The following is a 19,411-nucleotide window of genomic DNA, read 5'->3' on the forward strand; positions in this document are numbered from 1 at the left end:
CCTCTTTCTTCTCAATTGATGATATACTTGCAACTTGCAAACATTTATTGTATAACAGATTCAGGAGGTGATTCCTTTGCAAGATGAACGGGAGCTTTTTCAAGTGATGACCCGGCGTTTCGGGCTGCTGAACAAAAACTGCTGCACAGTCGGCGGATGCGATATTTCCCTCGTCCAAAGCCACATTCTTTATGAAATCGACCGTCAGCACAAGCCTTCCATGCAGCAGGTAGCCGAAATACTCGGAACCGACATCACAACATTCAGCCGGCAGGTGCAGTCTCTGATCAAAATGAAACTCGTTCAGAAAACACCCGATCCTGTGGACCGGCGTATCCACACGCTCTCTTTGACCACGGAAGGGAAATTCGTCGCGACCGCGATCGATACCCAGATGAACGATTACCTCGAAGAAGTTTTTTCATATATGAGTGAATTTGAAAAGGAAACACTGATTCGCTCCATTAAGCTGTTTAACGACGCGATGGGGAAATCAAGCCGCTGCTGCGCCCCGGTTTCGGGGTAAGCTTTTCCAACATATAGTTGCACTTTACAAGTATATAAACAAACTATTCATTCATTAAGGAGTGATCATGATGACAAAAGAAAACCGCGACCACGATCTGATTCGTCACCATGTACGCAGCAAATACAAAGAAGTAGCCGTCAAATCCATCCCGTTGACCTCCTGCTGCTCCCCCGGTGCGCCCGTGGAAAGCCAGGCAGAATACCAGACGGAAAGCTGCTGCGATACACCCGCCGATTTCGATGCCATCTCGGCCAAGCTGGGCTATTCCGGAGAGGAACTGACCGCCGTGCCGGGGGGTGCCAATCTGGGCCTGGGATGCGGCAATCCTCAAGCCATAGCGGCTCTGAAGCCCGGCGAAACCGTCCTGGATTTGGGCAGCGGCGGCGGATTCGACTGCTTCCTGGCCTCCCGGCAGGTAGGTGCAGCCGGCGGGGTCATCGGAGTCGACATGACTCCCGAGATGGTCACCCGTGCGCGCCGCAACGCGGAGAAGGGCAATTTCTCCAACACCGGCTTCCGGCTCGGAGAAATTGAGCACTTGCCTGTCCGCGATAGCGCTGTCGATGTAATTATCTCCAATTGTGTCATCAACCTCTCGCCGGATAAACAGCAGGTGTTCCACGAAGCTTTCCGCGTCCTTAAGCCGGGAGGCAGACTCGCCATTTCCGATATCGTCACCACGTCTGAGCTTCCGGAGGAGATCCGAAACGACATAAACGATCTCTACTCCGGCTGTATTTCCGGCGCTTCTTCTATCGCGGATTTGGAGCGTCTGCTGCAAAACAGCGGCTTTACCGACATTTCTATCGAGCCGAAAGACCAGTCCAAAGCTTTTATTAAAGACTGGGTTCCAGGGGCGGCGATTGACCGGTACATTGTCTCGGCGGTCATCCAGGCCGTTAAGCCTTCAGGCGCTGACAGTTGACAACAGGAATGCTTCAGCGTCTCTCCACACGGCGGATGCTGCAAAAATCAGATGTTCCCGTAAACCAATGGCATCGTACTCAGATACCCCTGTTGAGCCCGGAACTTTGCGACCTGGGTATTCGCCCCGGCGGCTGACTGCCTACCACCGGATCTGCCGGATCAGATCAAGAATCTTTTGGCGGGCTTCAGGCTCCATCGGCCACTCCTTGATCTCTCCGGCAACCCGCTCCAGGCTCGTGTAGCCCTTAGCCAGTCCGTTCAGCCGCGCCGCCAAAGTCGAATTCGCCAGTTCGCGGTGAGAAGGATACAATGTGCCCAGCTTGTCGACGGCATCGGGAAATCTTTTCAAATAATATTTCTGATGCCGCTCTTCAGCCGGATAAAAGACCGAGTAGGGAGCCACTTCTGTCTCCGTCTCCGTACTTCCCTGCTTCTTGCGCCTGGATATCACCGCTTGTACGGCCTTCTGCTGCCCCGTGTTATGATACAAGATCAAGGACAAATACTGCCGGCCTTTATATCCGTTAATATTTACCGGATTATGACGGTCCCAGAACACGTCCAGAATATCTTCAAACGTAATCACCGCCGGGTCATACTCCAGCTCTACCGTCTCCGAATGGTCTCCCATTTCGCGGTAAACCGGCTGTTCCGTGGTCCCTCCCGCATAACCCGCCTTGGTGCGGATGACACCGGGCAGATGGCCGAACAAAGCATCCGGGCTCCAAAAACACCCCATACCGAGTGTTGCCGTTTGCAGATTTTTTTCCGGAAGCGTAAGCTCCGTCGTCTCACTTCCCGTATGACGGTCGTTCATTCATTCCGGCCTCCTTCATAGCAATAATCTATTGTTACCCGCGAGCAGGTGCAGCTAATAAAAAAACACCTATCCAGGTGTTTTTATCGCTCTAGCAGTTCGTCTATTTCCTTTTTCAATAAAAGATACCTGTGAACGCTTCTCATGATCGGCACCTTGGTCAGCCCGCTTTTATCTACATAGGTTTTCATTTGATCTTTAGACAGCCCCAGTAAATTTCCCGCTTCCGTAACCGTCAAAACAACTTCGTTACTCGTCGCATTGAACGTCTTTTTCACCTTTTGATTCCAATCCTGGAATGCTTGCATAGAATGGCAACCTTCCTAATCTTAGCCATAACATTTCTTGACTGATTCTTTAAGTATACCACAAGAAGGGAGGTTTACCTAAGCTCATCCGAATTTGGCAGAGCCTATTTTACCTCTAGTTAGGCACCGTTTATGACAGAAGCCCATACATTACCAAGGTCAACTACTTACACCATTAGATTGGAGGCGGCACATATGAGTTTTCACGGAGGCTTCGGAGGTTTTGGACACGGTGGTTTTGGGCATGGAGGGTTCGGACACGGAGGGTTTGGGCATGGAGGGTTTGGAAGTCCGTTCGGATTTGGAGGCTTTGGAACCCCGTTTGGGTTCGGGGGCTTTGGCAGCCCGTTTGGGTTTGGCGGCTTTGGAGGATTTGGAACCCCCTTCTTTAATCCCTTCTTTAATCCTTTCTTTTTCCGCGAAAATCATCAAGGAACAGCTAACCCGTATTTCCCTGGACAATCCACCCTATCTTACACAGGAGCTTCTCACTACACATACCCCGGGCAGCAAGCGGCACCTCAATTTCACAACGATCAACTATGATCGGTTTGAGGAGAAAACAAAAAAGGAGCTGCCGCCGCAGCTCCTCTAATCATTTAACCGGCCAATTTCAACCCGACGACAGAAAATATAATGCCGAGAATACAGCCGATCCGCATCCAACCTCCCGGTTCCTTGAAAAATAACATCCCCACAACCGCAGCCCCGACCGTTCCGATTCCCGTCCATACCGCGTAAGCCGTCGCCAAAGGGATCGTTTCCATCGCCCGGACAAGCAGTTGGAAGCTGATGAGAAATCCCCCGATAAGGATAATGTTGTTGGTGACATTGTTATTTTGGGCGACCCGTTTGATCCCGATCACCCCGATCACTTCCAGCAGTCCCGCCGAAATGAGCAGCAGCCAATCCATCACGTTTCACTCCCTTTGCCCGTGAGTTTCAAACCGATGATACACGCCAGCAGCAGGAGAATGAAAACAATCCGTAACATGCTGACGTCCCCTCCGGACATGACGACTTCTACAATCGTAGTCCCCAGCGTCCCCATTCCCGCAAAAACGGCATACACCGTTCCCACCGGTAAAACCTTGGTTGCTTTAATGATTAAATCGAAGCTCGTCAACAAGGCGATGAGAACGACAATGCCCGGGATAGCCTCGTATTTGAATCCGCTTGCCCACACGATCTCCAGCAGCCCTCCCAGGCCTACATAGGCCCATGCTCTCGCCTCACTCATCCGCACTTCCGCTTTGGCTCCCATTTACGCCTCACCCTCCTCCAAGTGCTGTAAATACCAGTCGACAATCCGGTCGATATAATCCATCACATCGGCTTCCATACCGTACACCTTCGCTTCTTTTCCTTCCTCGGGGCGGATTAGCGACCAATATTTCTCGATGAGCTTTTCATCCTGCTGAAACCAGTCCATCGAAATTTCTACGATCCGAGCCGCGAGCTTTTGAGAAACGGCCGAAGACGGAGGCTCAAGCAGATGCTCCTTGATCTCCCGGATCAATTTTGCCCACGCCATATTCCGTGGATCGTCTGCGCTCAGGTCCGGCAAATTTTTAATGATCCCGATTTCCTTATCCGTAAAATGTTGAGTCAGGAACGTCTCCCTTCCCTCGGATGGAGCATTCAAAGACCGGATGAAAAGAAAAATGTCCTCCGACTCGACATCTCCCTTCATCTCGAACGCATGCCGTGTGATCTGGAGCAGCTTTTCCATCTCGTCCAGCCGTCTTCTCTCTTCCGCAACCGCGGCCAGTTCAAAATCCAGATAAGCTCTCCAGTCGATTTCGCCGGATTCTTTCTCGGGAGAAAGCATCTTTTTGATTGCGGCCAGCGTAAAGCCCAATTCCTTCAACGCCGCTATATGCTGGAGCAGCTTAATTTCCCTGCCGGAGTAGTACCGGTAACCCGAATCCGCTACCTTGGCCGGCTTAAGCAGCCCGATCTCGTCGTAATATCTCAGCGTTCTTATGGATATGTTCGTCTTCTTGGACAATTGCCCGATACTGTACATCTAAGCCCCTCCTTACCCCATAATTATACAGTCTCCAGTATAGGAGAGAGTCAAGAGAGCTATATATTAAAAATTGAACATACGAAAAAACCAGCAGAGTTTCTCACTGGTCTTTTAGATATTTCATTGCTGCTTCATCATGAGGTTGGAGAAAAATCAGGGCCGAACAATCCGCCTTTACTTTATCTGTGAACAATTTAAGGCTTCTCCTGATCTTTAACGTCTTCCCTTACATAAGTCACTCTGTACTTCCTGACATGGCCAAGCTCTTCAAACACCAGCTTATTTCCCTTTAAAACATACTTATCTTTATCACCGTAAAAATCCGTCGTTAGTGTATTTCCTGAGATTGAAAAATCAAAATTTAAAGTAGCAATATCGGAAAAGTTCACCATTTTATTGTTATAAAAATCGATGTCAATATAATCATAAAATGGTTCTTTGCCGAAAGGACCAAAGGTTTTATCAAATTCTGCCGTTCCTCCAACCCATTGGTCATAACGGATTTTATACCATCTTCCATGCCATTTAAGTGCGGTTGACATGTTTTCCGCTTTTGCGGCCGAATCCTTATAATTGCCCAATTCTTTGAATATTTCTCGTGCTTGCTCAAGCTCTTTACGGCTACCTTTCATATTCGCGGCAATCTGATATTTACTTTCAATCAGTTGGTTCTTACTATCTCTATAGTCTCCAAGTTTTGCAAAATTGGCAGCCGCTTCGTTAAATTTCTCTTTTTTAAGATGAACAAGCGAGAGCTGATATAAACTTTCCGTGTATTTTTCGGTAGCTTCTTTGTAATTTTTGATCGGGTCGAACTGTGCTACCGCCTTATCATATTCCTTATTTTTGAAGAAAGAGTTGCCTAATTTCAGCCGACTCTCTTTCTCTTGTTCCAAACTATCACGATAATCGCCTAGTTGATAGAACGCTGTAATGGATTCGGTGAATTTGCCCGTTTCTCTAAAGTTCAGTGCTTGGCGGTAATCCGACTCCTTAACCATATTTTTCGCTTCCTTGTAATCCCCTAGGTTTTTAAAAAGCTCTTTAGCCTCTTCATAATTTCCTTCTTCAAGCTTTTGATTGGCCATAGCAAATTGGATTCTAGGCTCGGCTATTTTATAACCTATACATACTATTGTACCAATCACGACAATTAGAGAGGCTATCCAAACAATTCTTCGTTGTTTTTTTGCTTTTGCTAATTTATTCTGTTTTTCTTTGTCAGCCTTTAACTTTTCATTTTCTATCCGTAAGCGTTCTTGCTCATTCTTCTCTTCACGTAACTTTTCTTTATACTCGTTAAGGGAGTTTTGCAAAAATTCATGATTTACTTTTTTTAATTGCCAATCTATTGCCCTACCACATCGTACGCAATTTGTCCTTTGATACTCATTAATCCTTCCACATAAACATGACCAGGTACCATCGGCATATAATTGTGGTATGACTTTTTTCTCAAAAGAATTCGTTTCGGGAACTATTCTTTCCAATTCTGTAACGAGCTCGCTTCCTAAATCCTCCAGTAGTATTTGGCTGGGACACGCTTTAGCATTAGACTCGTCAATGATTCTAATTTCTCCATCCCTAAACATGACCTTACTAAAAAAAATATTTACCTTGCGTACCCTCGGATCTCCCAAAAAAATAGGATTCTGTTCACCAAAGGTAGTTCCAGAGCCTATATTCAGATCTTGAAAAGCAAACTCTACTATATTATTTTCCGAAATTGCTTCACCAGTTTCATCAAAACACATCACTTTAACATGAACAGATGAGATATTTTTATCGGAAATGTTGCATAACCTTAGCTGCAGTAGGACCTTCCCTTCTATTTGGTCAATCAAAATGGCTCCTTTGATCACTTCTACAAGAGACTTAGGGCTCCACGTTAGAGGGTGGTAATCCGCGAGTTTTCTATACCTGGATTCAGTCATGTTGTTCACCTACGCCTTTATAAAGGAGGTAATTCTTGCGAGATTATTTTTTCTTGATCTATAACGTTGCTTCTGATTTCGGATAATACTGCCCTTTCTTGATCCTTGGATCTTAGATAAAGAGCCGTACAAAAAAACATGGTCGCGCAAATAAAAGCCGAACAACCCAAAACGCCATATCCCGTAAAATAATTGGAATTTATGATGTAATTGTAAGCATCGCCGCCAACATAGGCATTGCGGTTTAAATCCGTAAATTTTTCGCTGCTGTAGTAATTAAACTTCTTATCGAACCCTAAATAAATCAGCAAACATCCGGCTGTTAAAAGTATTGCCGCAAAAGTAAAACAAAGGCGATACGCTTTTAGCATTTCTTTCTGCTCCCCTTTTACTAGTATCACTCGCTGTACAATCATGATTCCCTTAAGTCAGGTTAATACTGCATCCTTTTCCTTGATAATACGCCTGACGCCCCTCCTCAGCCTATTGATTTAACTATTATCGTCTATTTAGTTTTAAGTTTTAATAGTTATGCCCTTATTTAGTTCTTTATTTAAAAATTTCCTCATTATCACTATTATGCTCCTATAGTCCCAGCCATTGCATTAGTTTTAACACTAACTCTAGTTGCCATAAAAAACACCTCCAAGTTGTCTACCACTCTTAAGACATGGGAGCATTCTTCTTGAAGGTGTTTTGATTGGTCTCACATTAAGGGTCAGTTCGTATTCATCGGTTTTATACACAGGATATTTATTTAAATTGTCCACTATAAGGGGTGCACTTCGGTTTCCCTCCAGCCCTTCATCTGAGACACTCTGCTGGGTCGGAAGGCGAAGCGGCACGGGATTCGACACCCATCATAGTCACATGACTAAACCCGCACTCCCCGTTTCATTGAAATTCAAACGTTCCAACCGATCAATCAGCTCACGCAGACTTGTTGGGTCCTTGCCATAAGACCTGACATCCTCTCCCAGCATTTTATCGGCCTGTTCTCTTGTGAGCGTAAAGCTGTACGCCGAGTCATCATTCGGACCCGTAGGGTCCGCAATCGAATAGGTGATCCAATCGACGTTATCAATCAGGCTCAACAGCAGGACGGAATTGCGGTAAAAAACTTCGCCGCTGATTGCCCCGTCTTTTAACACAACCGTATCATCGTTTACGACATAATAGACCGTAACTCCGTAAGGCTGTGCCTTCGTTTGAAGCTCAATCCCTTTGCCTTCCAATCCGCTCGGCCTGGGCATTCCCCCGATGAGCCCGCCTACCTTTATGTGGTTGCCGACATAGAGCGTCTTGTTCCCCATAAGCATGTCCATATCATACCCGGAATAGAGCGGCTGCGAGGATAGCTGGGACGAATGCGATAAAGGCTTGGGATTGGCCGAACAGCCCAGTACCAAGGCTGCAATAACAAGCATGGAGCTTGCGGCCATCCAAGAGGAGGGCTGACGGTAGGCGAGAATATTTTTAATCCTTGCCTTAATATTCCCCTCTCCAAAGGCAAGCGGACTACCGGTCCGTAACCCGCTCCCCCTTACCGCAAGCGATAGCAGGGTTGTGGAGTAGCTTCCTTTAATCTGGTCGCCCATCTTGTGCACCACACTCTCGTCACAGGACATCTCCATATCCTTGCTCATGAGCGCATAAGACAGCCACATAAGAGGATTAAACCAATGGACAGTCAGAATCACGAACGCCACAGGTTTTATCCAATAATCCCGTCTCCGGATATGGGTCTCTTCATGCAGTAAAACGTACGACAGCTCTTGCTCGCTAAGGCCGGTCGGAATGTATATTCTCGGCTTCAAAAAACCGCAAACAAACGGTGTCGTGATCCGGTCCGTTTCGAAAATATGATCCTTTACGAGAGTCGCCGTTTGGATTCTGCTCCTTAATTTCAAATAAGACAGGGCACTATAAAAGAGGAGTACGGAGGCGCCCGTTAGCCAGATTATACTTCCGATCCACAGGATGATTTGCATGGAATTTACGCTTGACGTAGGCGCGGCAGCCGGAAGAGCCGAGTTAATGAAATGACTTATTCCGCTTATTCCGGCATCCACCACAGGATTTTTTTGTATCCCCATATCCTGCGGAATAAATTGCATGAGTTCTGAACCCGTTTTGCCTTGGGGCTGTACCAGCCTTAACAGGCTAAAGCTTGAAGTGAAACTAACCGGAATGAGCAGTCTTACGGCTACGGCTGACCAAAGGATGTAAGAGAATATTTTGGGAGCCCGTTTTAAAAACTGCCTCGTGATAATAACCGCAAGTGTGACATAGCTGGCCGTGATGCTCATATTAAGGATCGTAAGAAACAGGCTCGTCATCGGGTCGCCTCCTCAATAATCCGCTTCAGCTCCTCAGCCTCCTTCTCCGACAATTTCTTTTCACCCAGAAAAGCGGTTAAAAACTGCGGCAGAGATCCGTCGAAGGTTTTATCGACAACCGTCCGGCTTTCGTATTTCTGCGCGTCGGTTTTCTTAACGATTGCGGTAACTGTCGCTCCTTCGTTCTTGAGAATTCCCCGCTCACAAAGCTTTCTTAATACGGTATAGGTCGTGGACTTCTTCCAGCCAAGCTTTGTCTGGCTTAGCTTTACAAGATCGGTAGAATTGACCGGTTCATGATCCCACACCAGGCACGCAAATTTGTACTCGGCATCGAACAATTTGTACGGTTCCATATAGGATCGCCTCCTCATAGGTTTATTTAGGTAAACCTCATTGCAATAAGTCTATTGCAGTAAACCTCTGTTGTCAATAGTCCAAACAGCAAAAAGACCCAGCCTCTGGACCGGGACTTTTGTATGTATAGCTGCTCCTGCCTCTCCTTACAATGAAAAATCGGTCACGCCCTTCTTGTAAGCATACTTCAGGGTGTATGTTTCTCCGTTCTCATAAGGCATGGCAGCAATTTTAATCCGGGTATAATCCAGCCTGTGTTCTTTTAAAACCTTTTTGATCAAGGCAACACCCCGTGCTTCATCATTAACAACGCAAAATATGTTAAGCGCATACACAGTCGGGTCGGAAACGCATTTCCCCATATCGAACCCATCCACATGGCCAAGCCCGGCATCAGATAAAAAAATCTCCAGATACTCCATCACTTTGTCTTTTAACCAATGGTCCCGCTGGCTCCCTTTTACGCTTTTGAGGGGAAACTGCACGACCAGCCAACTTTTTTCATTCATCTAAGTCACCGCCTAAACGCTAAGTTATTTACTCTGGCTTGCGGGGAACGAGGAGGCTTTCCCCTTCGAAGATATTTCTATATATTAACAACTAGTATAGTTAATTTTACACTCAAGCTATATCCAATGCGACCTATTTTTGAGTTTAAAAGATTTTGAACCCCCGGGCTCCCCCCTCCCCGCTCGGAACAGCAAAAAGGCCCCGTTTTCCGCCGAGACCTTCTGCGTGATATAAAAACGAGCCGCAGTTCGGTAAATCCATAAACTCGCCCCAGCCATGGCGAATGTCCAACTGCCTCCATTCCCTAATCGTGCACTTGACGGAACTTATCCGCTCCTGTGACATAGCGATATTTTTTCGTCCCCCCCTTACCGGTGATCTGAAAAACTTGATTATCCGGATTATAAGTTACCACATCTTCATATCCAGCCTTCAACGCCGATTGAACATCGACCGATTGAATCTGGCCTTTTATATTTTTGTAAATATAAATTTCTTTTGCATAGGTGGATGCGACAACCTCGGTTACTCCATCCTTATCCAAGTCTTGCTCGTAAATGGTCCATGCATCCGTTTGTTCGTAGGCCACAACCTTATCTTGGTTTAAGGCAATCCAATACACACATCTTCTTTTGGGGCCGCATTTGCCATCCAGCCGAAGATCCATCAAACCAAAGGCATCACTTTTTTGAAGTTTCGCTTCACTCATTTTGCCATAACCAATTTCGTAAAATTCATCCTCGGTAGAGCCAGGATGATTGGTAAGCTGAAACCCGAAATAAGATACCGGATCTTCGTCCGATTTAGTATAATCCATATACTTACCGATTCCTTCTATGGACACCGTTTCTTTTAAATGCACAGACGCTAACGGCAGACGTGACAAAGTATATCCCCTAATTCCCTTATCTGTATCCGGGATGGCAGACAGTTCCTTTGCAGGCTCATAATGCAGGGTGATATCTTCGCTGGAAGTTCCGTTGGTTCCCATTATCGCCTTCTCCATTGTTTGAAAGGCTGCCGGCAAATTATCAAAGACTGGAAAGAGCAGGAGGCAGATCAGAACACCTGTCAGCGGAGCAGCCATATAGACGAATGGTTTTTTCAGTTTCTTTCTTTGGTTCTGTTCAATCCGGGTAAGTACCGTTTGTTTCATCTGTTCAGTGAATACGCCTCTCCCGACGGAGCTTACCTTAACCATCGCTGCCCAATTCGGTTTCTCACGATTCATGGTTCAGATTCCCCCATCTCTTTTCGACTTCCTTACGTGCTCTGCTCATTCTCGACTTTACCGTTCCTTCAGATATGTGAAGTAATTCCGCTATTTCTTGAATAGTCAACTCATGTTCCAAACTTAGAATAAGAACCTCTCTTAGCTTTCGGGATAAACCCATAATAATTTCCCGGAGATCCGCAGCCGCCTGATTCGCCATATAGGAAACCTCGGCTGACTGTACTGTCCGAGTGCTTTTCACATTCCCAAACAACAGAATCCTTCGGAAGTAACTTGACTTCATTTCATTAATCGCAATATTTCTCGTAATGGAAAATAGCCAGGTTTTGAAAGAGGATTGCCCTCGAAAGGTAGACATCTTCAAATGAACCTTAAGAAAAACTTCCTGTGCAATATCATTTGATTGTTCGTAATTCCCGGTTAGTGCATAGGCATATCTCCACACATCGTCCCCATATTGAGTCATAAGATTGTACAATTCCGTATTATCAACCTCTTGAAAATATTTCAAGTACTCCGTTTCCATCTATCTCCCCCCCTTCCCAACCTATTAGACAAGATAGCATGCTCAAAGTTCCCTAAATTCCTCTCGAACGATAAAAATATTTTTTAGGACTACATACCCGAAGGTTTATTGTCAGAATATATTGACATATTTAATATAATTACATAAGACGTAATTGTAATTTATTTTTATGAAAAGGATGTAATTAAGAGAAAATTTTCTGTTCTTGCTCTTATGGTGATGATTTTGTTATCGCTCACATCCATCGCATCGGCTAAGACGTCGGAGTCGACTTCACAGCCCTACCATCTCTCCGGCAACATTTCGTACAAGGCCACCTACTACAACCAGAATTTTAATGCATGGGGATCTGTCACGCTTACTTTGCTCAAAGTCACTCCAAGTGGCGACGTTCCGGTAGGTTCAACCTTCGTTTCCGTTCGCCCCGGTGAGACGAAAACCGAAAAAGTGCTGCTAGCTTCCAATCAACCGGCAGATTACTACAAATTGAAAATCACTTACGCCAGCGGCAGCAGTGTTATCGTATACGCAGACCTCCTTTCCGGGGAGTAACAGTAAACTTCCGGCAATAGCATAACCACTTGAAGACGATAGCCCTAGCCGCTGTCGTCTTTTTGTATGTTTGAACTGCCACTGAATGAGTTACTGACCTGCCAATGAAAAAATCCCATCCGGCCAATAACGGCTCCAGGTGGGATTTTCGCTTCAGACGAATGTAAGTTTGTCCTAAGAAAATAAAACATTAAACCGGATTGACCTTCGCTCAATCGCTTAACACTGCCAGATCAAGCCGGCTTATTCGTTCCGGATCGGAGACCAGGTCGACCTCGGCAATTTTTTCTTGATTCACTGTAAATTTGAGCACATAGAGCAACTTGCCCCGTGGAGCCACTATGATTCCCACTTGTCCTTTCACAAGGGCCAGTTGTGCCGCTTTCTGTGCACGTCCCGAAACTTGTTTCGCTAGGGCGAGCGCTCCTCGCGTTACTCTGGAAGATCCTGTTTGACGATCGTCACGAAGGATAACGTCCGGATCAAGCATAGTCACAAGAGTATCGAAATCGCCTGAGTGAGCCGCAGCTAGAAAAGCTTTAACAACGTCGCGTTGGTAAGCAAAATCGACTTCCGGCATTGTTTTCGCTCCGCGAATTCGTTGGCGTGCCCGGCTCGCGAGCTGCCTGGTTGCGATCTCCGACTTCCCTACAATAGGAGCAATCTCATTAAAGGGCATGGCGAAGACATCGTGCAGTACGAACGCGATGCGTTCCGCAGGTTTCAAATTACCGAGCACAACTAGCATGGCAATACCGACGGAATCAGCCAATTCGGCTTCTTGTTCGGGGTCAACTATATTCTCTTGGCTCGTGAAAGAATGGGGCAAATGAGTTTCCAACGAATCTTCGCGCCTGGATTTTCGCGATCGTAACATATCCAGACATATACGCGAAACAACGGTAGTCAGCCATCCTCCCATGTTCTCAATGCCTCTTCCATCCTCACGGCTAAGACGCAGCCAAGCTTCCTGTAAGGCGTCCTCCGCTTCACTCAATGACCCCAGCATTCGATAAGCCACTGCCTGAAGGTGCTTCCGGTGTGCTTCGAACGTATTTGCCAACCCAACTTGTTTACTCATCCTTCTAACTCCTCGCGCAAAATAGAAGCCTCTATAAGTATTGACGAATGCAGCCCTAACAACGTGACAAGCTGCCGTACATTTGCTGATTTTTTTCAACAAAATAATGTTGTCACATATCCCGTGGGTTGATCCGTCAGCTTATTAAAGGGCCAAAACAGGTTCTAATCAAAATCAAAGGAGATCTCCACATGAAATCGAGAATGGAAAGTCCCGCTAAACTCGTACCCGATGTGTCCCCAGCCCTACAAGCCCTAGGCAAAGCCCTGTTTGCATCCGCAGAGAAAACAGGTATTCCGAGCCGAACGCTTTTCCTTTCGTATCTTCGGGCAAGCCAGATTAATGGGGACAGCGTATGTGTCGAGCTTCATTCAAGCAATGCCTTAGCGGCCGGCGAAACTACAGAGCGTCTACTAGCCGTGTCGGCATGGCGTGAGACGGAACACTTCAATGATGCTGAACGCGCTGCTCTTGCGCTTAGTGAATCTGTTACCCGACTCAGTGACCGAGAAGATCCAGTGCCGGATAAAGTCTTTAATGAGGCCACCCGACATTTTGACGAAGCCGCTTTGGCCACCCTTATCGCCGGGATTGCCACGGCCAACCTCTGGAATCGATTTAGCGTCTCTACAGGGCAGATCGTCGAAGTTTCTACGGGTAAATAATTTAAGTATTTAATTAGTTGTACAGTCGGTAATGGAGGAGGTGACTGGCAGCTTTCTTCCTCCTATACGATTACTTTTTAAAAAAAAGAGGAAGCAGGTACTTTCAATATGGCAACAGTATTATATATTACGGCAAATCCGCAGGATGAAGAAAAGTCATACAGCATGGCAGTAGGTAAAGAGTTTGTACAGGCGTATCGATCCGCAAATCCATCCGACAAAGTTATCCATCTTGATCTGTATAATATGGAAATACCGCAGCTTGATAAAGATGTTTTTAGCGGTTGGGAAAAGCGGAAAGCGGGGGTTGCATTTGAAAAATTGACCCAACCAGAGAAAATGAAACTAGGCCGTATCGGGGAATTAGTTGACCAATTCGCTGCCGCAGACAAATACGTATTTGTTACTCCCATATGGAACTATTCGTATCCGCCTGTTATGAAGTCTTATATCGACTCCATTTGTATAGCAGGCAAGACCTTCAACTATTTACCCGATATCGGGAGGGTTGGCTTGATGAATGATAAAAAAGCGTTGCATATTCAAGCCAGCGGAAGCTTCTTGTCACCAGGCTCTGACGATGCAGACTTAGAAATGGGTCACCGACACCTGAAAGTCATTATGGAATTTTTGGGGATTCCTAGCTTTGAGGGGATATTTGTTGAGGGAATGGCTGCTACACCCGAGCAAGAACCTGCGATAAAAGAAAAGGCGATTCGGCAGGCGCGTGAGATTGCATTAGGATTTTAAGGTTTGATTATATAAAAGGAATACTTCCACCTCCCCGAAGAGCAAAAAGGCCCCAGCCTCTCGGCTGGGACCTTCTGCTGTGTATGGAGGCGAGGGGAGTCGAACCCCTGTCCGAAGATAACGACACATAAGCTTCTACGGGTGTAGTCACGGGTTTGATGTCACCCAAGCAAGCGCCCCGTAACCGGCTCTCGCTAAGGTCAGCCTGATTGTCTTCTTCAGCACACCCCAGGCGGAGATGTGACAGCGTATCCCACTAAAGGTTAGCCCCTACATCCGGCACATGGGCGATACAGGAGAGGAGCACGCTCACAGGTTATTAAGCTGCGAAAGCGTAGTTTTGTTGTTGTTTGCCGTTTAATAGGCTTTAGCGTTGATGAAGCGGACGCGTCCCCACTACCCGCTACCCATGCTCGAACTACCCCCGTCGAATCCAAAAACGCCCCCGTAATAGAAAAGGAACTCGGATGCAACGGCTCATCGAGCCGGATGCTGTGTTCTTCTTACTCTTTTATTATACCACATTTCCCGCCAAAAGCAGGTGCTGATCCATGGAAGTCCAGGTTCAGTTTCCCACCCGCTCCGCAAGGAGCAGTTAATAAACTAAAATCGTTACCTGGCGACCTTCTGCTTCTCACGCAGAGCCCGCTGAATATCGCGCTGAGCATCGCGTTTAGCCGCCGTATCGCGCTTGTCGTACTGTTTCTTACCTTTACCGAGTCCGATCAGCAGTTTCGCATAGCCGTTGCGGATATAAATCTTGAGCGGGACCAGCGTATAGCCTTCCTGCTTGGAAGCGCCGATCAACTTGTTGATTTCCGATTTCTTCAGGAGCAGCTTTCTCGCTCTCGTCGGATCGGTCGGGTTATTCCGGTTACCCTGTTCAAAAGGACTGATGTGCATATTATGCACGAACGCTTCGGCATTGCGGATCGTTGCGAACGAATCCGAGAGATTCGCCCGGCCGTTCCGCAGGGATTTGATTTCCGTACCCGTCAGCACAAGCCCGCACTCGTAAGTTTCTTCAATAAAATAGTCATGCGAAGCTTTCTTATTCTGTGCCAGCACCTTGCCGTCGGCTTTCTTGCTCACGGTCATCCCTCCAGTCGTCCATGCTATTAATACCCCATCCGTGCCTTTTTGAAAAGGCGGAGTGTTCTTTATTGTAGCAACTTCCCTGCCAAAAATCAAGAAACGCCCGGACCATGACATGTCCCATAAAAAGACCATGCGCATCATCCGAGCCGTTTCCTTCATTCTCATTTATTTATTTGCCGCTCCAAGTATTTAACGGACCAAATTTTTAAGCATTTCAAGCTCTGTTTATGCAAAAGGAAACACTCACCAGCCCGCGTACTGACCCACCATCGGAATGTAAGGCTAGACCGCAGCCGCCCCGGCGCGTGGGTCGCTACCTGCGCATCTTCGCGTCTCCCTAAGCCGCCGCAGCAAATCCCGGCGGCTTTAGACCGCTCAACCGCGCCTCGATGGGCAGGCTGCTTCCCCGCTCGCCCCTCACAGCGCCTGCTACCGGCGCGGACGTCCCCGCCGGCCGCCCGGCTCGGACGGATCGCGGCCGTCCGGTGTGTGCCGGTCGCCGCGGACCGTCTTCGTCAGCGCGTTCACGGACGACGCCCAGTTGCCGGAGTACGTCGACTCCTTCCGCGCGCCTCCGCCCTCGCGGCCCGCTGCAGATCCCTCGCCGGCGCCCTGTCCCCGCCGGCCGCGGCCGCCTTGGCCGCCGCCTTCGCCGGACTCGCCGCGCAGCGAGACGCCGCGGGCAGGACCGTCGCCTTTGCGGCGCTTGCCGCCGGCCTCGGCGCCTGCAGCCGGCGTTACGGCCGCTTCGCCTTCCGCTCCGCCGTCCTTGCGCTTCCGGCGCCGTCCGCCGCCATTCTCGCCGGACTCGGTCACGAGTCCGTTCTCACGGCCTGTATCGGGCGCTGCAGCCGGATTACCGCTCTTGCGGCGCTTGCGTCCTCTGCCGGCTCCGGGAGCCTCCTGGGACAAGCTGCCGCCCTCAGACGGCGTACCGCCCGGTGCCGCTGCCGGTGTGATTCCGAGCGGCGCTTCACCCGATGCGCCTTTCTTCTTCCGTCTGCGGCGCTTCGTTCCGCCGCCCTCGGACGCTCCTGCCGCATCGATAGCACCGGCTGTTCCATCCGGCAAACCGGGCTTCACGATGACATCCCGTACACGGCCGCGGTCTTTGCCGCGTCCGCCTTTGACAGGACGTCCGCCTGCAACGCGCTTATTCTGGCCGCCGCGGCCGCCGGACTTGCTGCGGTCGAGCATGCTGAACTTGTTGGAACGAGGCTTCATATCCACCATTTCAAAGTCGATGGTTTTCTCGTCCATGTTGACCCGGCCTACACGGACTTTAACTTCGTCGCCAATCCGGTAAATTTTCGACGTACGCTCTCCGATAAGAGCATGCTGCATCTCATGATAGTGATAGTAATCGTCCGTCATGTCGCTCAGGCGGATTAGGCCCTCGACCGTGTTCTCCAGCTCCACAAAAATACCGAAGCTCGTCACGCTCGAAATAATGCCCTCGAATTCCTCACCGACTTTATCCAGCATGAACTCCGCTTTCTTCAGCGCATCGGTTTCACGCTCGGCATCTACGGCAACACGCTCTCGCTGGGAGGACTGCTCGGCGATATCGTCCATCCGGCCGCGCAAATATTCATTGCGCTTATCGGACAGAGCGCCTCCGTTCTCCAGAACTTCCCGGATTACACGGTGAATAATCAAATCCGGATAACGCCGGATCGGAGAGGTAAAGTGGGAATAAAACTCCGCCGCCAGGCCGAAATGCCCGATGCTGTTGGAATCGTAGCGGGCCTGCTTCATGGAACGGAGCATCACCGTACTGATCACGGTCTCCTCCTTCGAGCCCTTGATCTCTTCAAGAAGAGACTGAAGCGCGCGCGGATGCACGGTATTGCCGCGTCCGCGTACAACGTAGCCGAAGTTCGTAATGAATTCCATAAAATGCGCCAGTTTCTCCGCATCCGGGTCCTCATGAATCCGGTACAGGAACGGCACCTTCAGCCAGTGGAAATGCTCGGCGACCGTTTCGTTGGCGGCCAGCATAAACTCTTCGATAATCATTTCCGCGATGGAACGCTCACGCTTGACGATATCGACCGGGGTTCCGTCCTTGTCCACAATGATTTTCGATTCCTGGAAATCGAAATCAATCGCGCCGCGCTGAATACGCCGGTTGCGCAGTTTCATGGCGAGTTCTTCCATCAGCTTGAAATCGTCCACCAGGTAGCCGTAGCGCTCCAGAAGCTCCGTATCCGGTTCTTCTTCGGTCAGCAGCTTGCGTACATGGTTGTAGGTCATTCTTTCGGTTGTTTTGATCACGCTCGTAAAAATGTCGTGCCTCACCACATTAAGCTCGGCATCGAACTCCATCTCGCAGGACATGGTCAGACGGTCAACCTGCGGGTTAAGGGAGCAGATACCGTTGGACAGCCGGTGCGGCAGCATCGGAATGACCCGGTCAACCAAATAAACCGAACATCCGCGGTTGTAGGCTTCACGGTCCAGCGCGGAATTCTCCGTCACATAGTAACTTACGTCCGCAATGTGGACGCCCAGCAAGTAATTGCCGTTCGGGAGCCGTTCCACATTTACGGCATCATCGAGATCCTTCGCGTCCTCGCCGTCGATGGTCACGATGCGTTTACCACGCAGATCCCGGCGCTTCTGACTGACAATCTCCTCTTCCGTGATGGAGTCCGGCACACTTTCCGCCTCCGCGGTTACTTCTTCGCTGAACGCTTCCGGAAGCTGGAACTTGCGGATGATAGACAGAATGTCCACTCCCGGGTCGTCCTTATGGCCGAGAATTTCGATCACTTCGCCTTGGGCGGCCGCGCGGCCTTCGGGATACTGGATAATGTTGACGACAACCTTTTGTCCGTCGGCCGCACCGAGGAAAGCGTTTTTCGGAATAAAAATATCCCGTTGGACGCGCTTGTCATCCGGAACGACAAATCCGTAGCTTTCGTGATTCTGGAACGTACCCACGATTCTTGTGTTGGCACGCGTGACGACGCGGTCCACTTCTCCTTCGAGCTTACCTCCGGCGGCACCTTTGCTTGTAACGCGGACGAGAATAATGTCGTTATTCATCGCCGTATTCATGTCATTGGCATGAATGTACACATCGGGGTGCTCCCGGTCGTCCGGAATTAGGAAGCCGAATCCTTTGGGATGGGCCTGCAGCCGGCCGCGGATGAGGTTCATCCGTTCCGGCACTCCGTAACGGTCGTTGCGCGTGCGCAGGACGTGTCCGGATTGCTCCAAGTCGTTAAGCAGCTTGACGAAATCTTTGAATTCCGAAGCGCTGTCAATGCCGAAATGCTTTTCAAGCTCCTGGTACGTCATCGGCTTGTACGCATTTTCGTGCATAAAATTTAATATATCCTGCTCTGTCACCATAGTTGTCACCTTCTTATTAGGTTGAGCTCCTCCGTATTCATACCCGATAACCATTTCTTTGAACAGGCTTAGCCGCTGCTGCAAATCGCATCCTCCGCCCGTTGCGGGACATCTTAGGGGATTTCCAGGTACCTGTTCTTCCGCTTTTCCCCCTGCCTCCGGGGCATCTCGGTCTGGCGGATGTATGATTGTGTGCGAGTGTCCCTATCGGCCTGTACGGCCGCGGGTAACGGGTGTGCCTTCGTTGGGTCTTCTTGCAGCTTTCCGGTCGTTGATTCGTTTAAGCTTCTGCCTTATCATTCCTCACGGTTCCCGGCAAGACCCACAATTAACCGGTTGACAAGCAGGTGCAAGTTACTAACCAGTATATCCTGAAAAGACGAAAACATAAA

General features: G+C 48.7%; 21 protein-coding genes and 1 other RNA gene. 6 read left to right on the forward strand and 16 right to left on the reverse strand.

The window, feature by feature from the left end; all coding sequences use genetic code 11:
• Window positions 1–76 precede the first annotated feature (76 nt).
• Both AC58P5_RS26260 and AC58P5_RS26265 read left to right on the forward strand, forming a co-directional pair.
• Entirely contained in the window at window positions 77–526 is a 450-nt protein-coding gene (locus tag AC58P5_RS26260; protein ID WP_497391887.1) for a MarR family winged helix-turn-helix transcriptional regulator, read from the forward strand.
• A gap of 70 nt (window positions 527–596) precedes the next feature.
• Window positions 597–1,454: an arsenite methyltransferase gene (locus AC58P5_RS26265; RefSeq protein ID WP_497391989.1), complete on the forward strand. Its 858-nt coding sequence runs from the start codon at window positions 597–599 to the stop codon at window positions 1,452–1,454.
• A gap of 141 nt (window positions 1,455–1,595) precedes the next feature.
• On the opposite strand, the gene msrA is transcribed toward AC58P5_RS26265, so the two are convergent.
• Window positions 1,596–2,273: a peptide-methionine (S)-S-oxide reductase MsrA gene (gene msrA / locus AC58P5_RS26270; protein ID WP_497391889.1), complete on the reverse strand. Its 678-nt coding sequence runs from the start codon at window positions 2,271–2,273 to the stop codon at window positions 1,596–1,598.
• A gap of 83 nt (window positions 2,274–2,356) precedes the next feature.
• Window positions 2,357–2,581 carry a helix-turn-helix domain-containing protein gene (locus AC58P5_RS26275; RefSeq protein WP_497391891.1) on the reverse strand — a complete coding sequence of 75 codons (225 nt, stop codon included), beginning with the start codon at window positions 2,579–2,581 and terminating at the stop codon, window positions 2,357–2,359.
• 274 nt (window positions 2,582–2,855) lie between these two features.
• Between AC58P5_RS26275 and AC58P5_RS26280 the strand changes: the two genes are divergently transcribed.
• Window positions 2,856–3,176, forward strand: a complete 321-nt coding sequence (locus AC58P5_RS26280) for a hypothetical protein (protein ID WP_497391893.1) — start codon at window positions 2,856–2,858, stop codon at window positions 3,174–3,176.
• 4 nt (window positions 3,177–3,180) lie between these two features.
• Here AC58P5_RS26280 and AC58P5_RS26285 read toward each other — a convergent pair whose 3' ends face one another.
• The 10 genes from AC58P5_RS26285 to AC58P5_RS26330 all read right to left on the reverse strand — a co-directional run bounded on the left by AC58P5_RS26285 (window position 3,181) and on the right by AC58P5_RS26330 (window position 11,513).
• Window positions 3,181–3,495: a DMT family transporter gene (locus AC58P5_RS26285; RefSeq protein ID WP_497391895.1), complete on the reverse strand. Its 315-nt coding sequence runs from the start codon at window positions 3,493–3,495 to the stop codon at window positions 3,181–3,183.
• Window positions 3,495–3,845 carry a DMT family transporter gene (locus AC58P5_RS26290; RefSeq protein ID WP_497391897.1) on the reverse strand — a complete coding sequence of 117 codons (351 nt, stop codon included), beginning with the start codon at window positions 3,843–3,845 and terminating at the stop codon, window positions 3,495–3,497. Before AC58P5_RS26290 ends, AC58P5_RS26285 begins: the two co-directional genes overlap by 1 nt.
• Window positions 3,846–4,610, reverse strand: a complete 765-nt coding sequence (locus tag AC58P5_RS26295) for a MerR family transcriptional regulator (protein WP_497391899.1) — start codon at window positions 4,608–4,610, stop codon at window positions 3,846–3,848.
• Window positions 4,611–4,807: 197 nt separating this feature from the next.
• Window positions 4,808–6,547, reverse strand: a complete 1,740-nt coding sequence (locus AC58P5_RS26300) for a tetratricopeptide repeat protein (RefSeq protein WP_497391901.1) — start codon at window positions 6,545–6,547, stop codon at window positions 4,808–4,810.
• A 17-nt stretch (window positions 6,548–6,564) separates the two neighbouring features.
• Complete coding sequence (locus AC58P5_RS26305; RefSeq protein ID WP_497391903.1) at window positions 6,565–6,918, reverse strand: hypothetical protein; 354 nt, start codon at window positions 6,916–6,918, stop codon at window positions 6,565–6,567.
• Between the two features lie 495 nt (window positions 6,919–7,413).
• The gene (locus AC58P5_RS26310; protein ID WP_497391905.1) at window positions 7,414–8,886 is read right to left on the reverse strand and encodes a M56 family metallopeptidase; all 1,473 of its coding nucleotides are present in this window, start codon (window positions 8,884–8,886) and stop codon (window positions 7,414–7,416) included.
• On the reverse strand, window positions 8,883–9,242 hold the full coding sequence (locus tag AC58P5_RS26315; RefSeq protein ID WP_497391907.1) for a BlaI/MecI/CopY family transcriptional regulator: 360 nt from the start codon (window positions 9,240–9,242) through the stop codon (window positions 8,883–8,885). Before AC58P5_RS26315 ends, AC58P5_RS26310 begins: the two co-directional genes overlap by 4 nt.
• 147 nt (window positions 9,243–9,389) lie before the next feature.
• Window positions 9,390–9,752, reverse strand: a complete 363-nt coding sequence (locus tag AC58P5_RS26320; protein ID WP_497391909.1) for a hypothetical protein — start codon at window positions 9,750–9,752, stop codon at window positions 9,390–9,392.
• Window positions 9,753–10,057: 305 nt separating this feature from the next.
• Window positions 10,058–10,984, reverse strand: coding sequence for a hypothetical protein (locus AC58P5_RS26325; protein ID WP_497391911.1), 927 nt, complete (start codon window positions 10,982–10,984; stop codon window positions 10,058–10,060).
• Window positions 10,974–11,513 carry an RNA polymerase sigma factor gene (locus tag AC58P5_RS26330; protein ID WP_009676356.1) on the reverse strand — a complete coding sequence of 180 codons (540 nt, stop codon included), beginning with the start codon at window positions 11,511–11,513 and terminating at the stop codon, window positions 10,974–10,976. The genes AC58P5_RS26325 and AC58P5_RS26330 overlap by 11 nt, the downstream gene beginning before the upstream one ends.
• Before the next feature lie 225 nt (window positions 11,514–11,738).
• On the opposite strand from AC58P5_RS26330, the gene AC58P5_RS26335 reads away from it, so the two are divergent.
• Window positions 11,739–12,065 (forward strand): hypothetical protein, encoded by a 327-nt coding sequence (locus tag AC58P5_RS26335; RefSeq protein ID WP_497391913.1) that lies wholly within the window; start codon window positions 11,739–11,741, stop codon window positions 12,063–12,065.
• 211 nt (window positions 12,066–12,276) lie between these two features.
• Here AC58P5_RS26335 and AC58P5_RS26340 read toward each other — a convergent pair whose 3' ends face one another.
• The gene (locus tag AC58P5_RS26340; protein ID WP_497391915.1) at window positions 12,277–13,146 is read right to left on the reverse strand and encodes a sigma-70 family RNA polymerase sigma factor; all 870 of its coding nucleotides are present in this window, start codon (window positions 13,144–13,146) and stop codon (window positions 12,277–12,279) included.
• Between the two features lie 191 nt (window positions 13,147–13,337).
• Between AC58P5_RS26340 and AC58P5_RS26345 the strand changes: the two genes are divergently transcribed.
• Window positions 13,338–13,811, forward strand: coding sequence for a carboxymuconolactone decarboxylase family protein (locus tag AC58P5_RS26345; RefSeq protein WP_497391917.1), 474 nt, complete (start codon window positions 13,338–13,340; stop codon window positions 13,809–13,811).
• A 108-nt stretch (window positions 13,812–13,919) separates the two neighbouring features.
• Window positions 13,920–14,561 (forward strand): NAD(P)H-dependent oxidoreductase, encoded by a 642-nt coding sequence (locus AC58P5_RS26350; protein WP_497391919.1) that lies wholly within the window; start codon window positions 13,920–13,922, stop codon window positions 14,559–14,561.
• Window positions 14,562–14,642: 81 nt separating this feature from the next.
• Here the strand turns inward: AC58P5_RS26350 and ssrA are convergent.
• From ssrA to rnr, 3 genes are all read right to left on the reverse strand, one after another.
• Window positions 14,643–15,008, reverse strand: a transfer-messenger RNA (tmRNA) gene (ssrA, locus tag AC58P5_RS26355).
• 165 nt (window positions 15,009–15,173) lie between these two features.
• Window positions 15,174–15,653: an SsrA-binding protein SmpB gene (smpB, locus tag AC58P5_RS26360; protein ID WP_103998179.1), complete on the reverse strand. Its 480-nt coding sequence runs from the start codon at window positions 15,651–15,653 to the stop codon at window positions 15,174–15,176.
• Window positions 15,654–16,088: 435 nt separating this feature from the next.
• On the reverse strand, window positions 16,089–19,019 hold the full coding sequence (gene rnr, locus AC58P5_RS26365) for a ribonuclease R (protein WP_497391990.1): 2,931 nt from the start codon (window positions 19,017–19,019) through the stop codon (window positions 16,089–16,091).
• Between the last annotated feature and the right edge of the window lie 392 nt (window positions 19,020–19,411).

The organism is Paenibacillus sp. JT31N7, assembly GCF_059692095.1.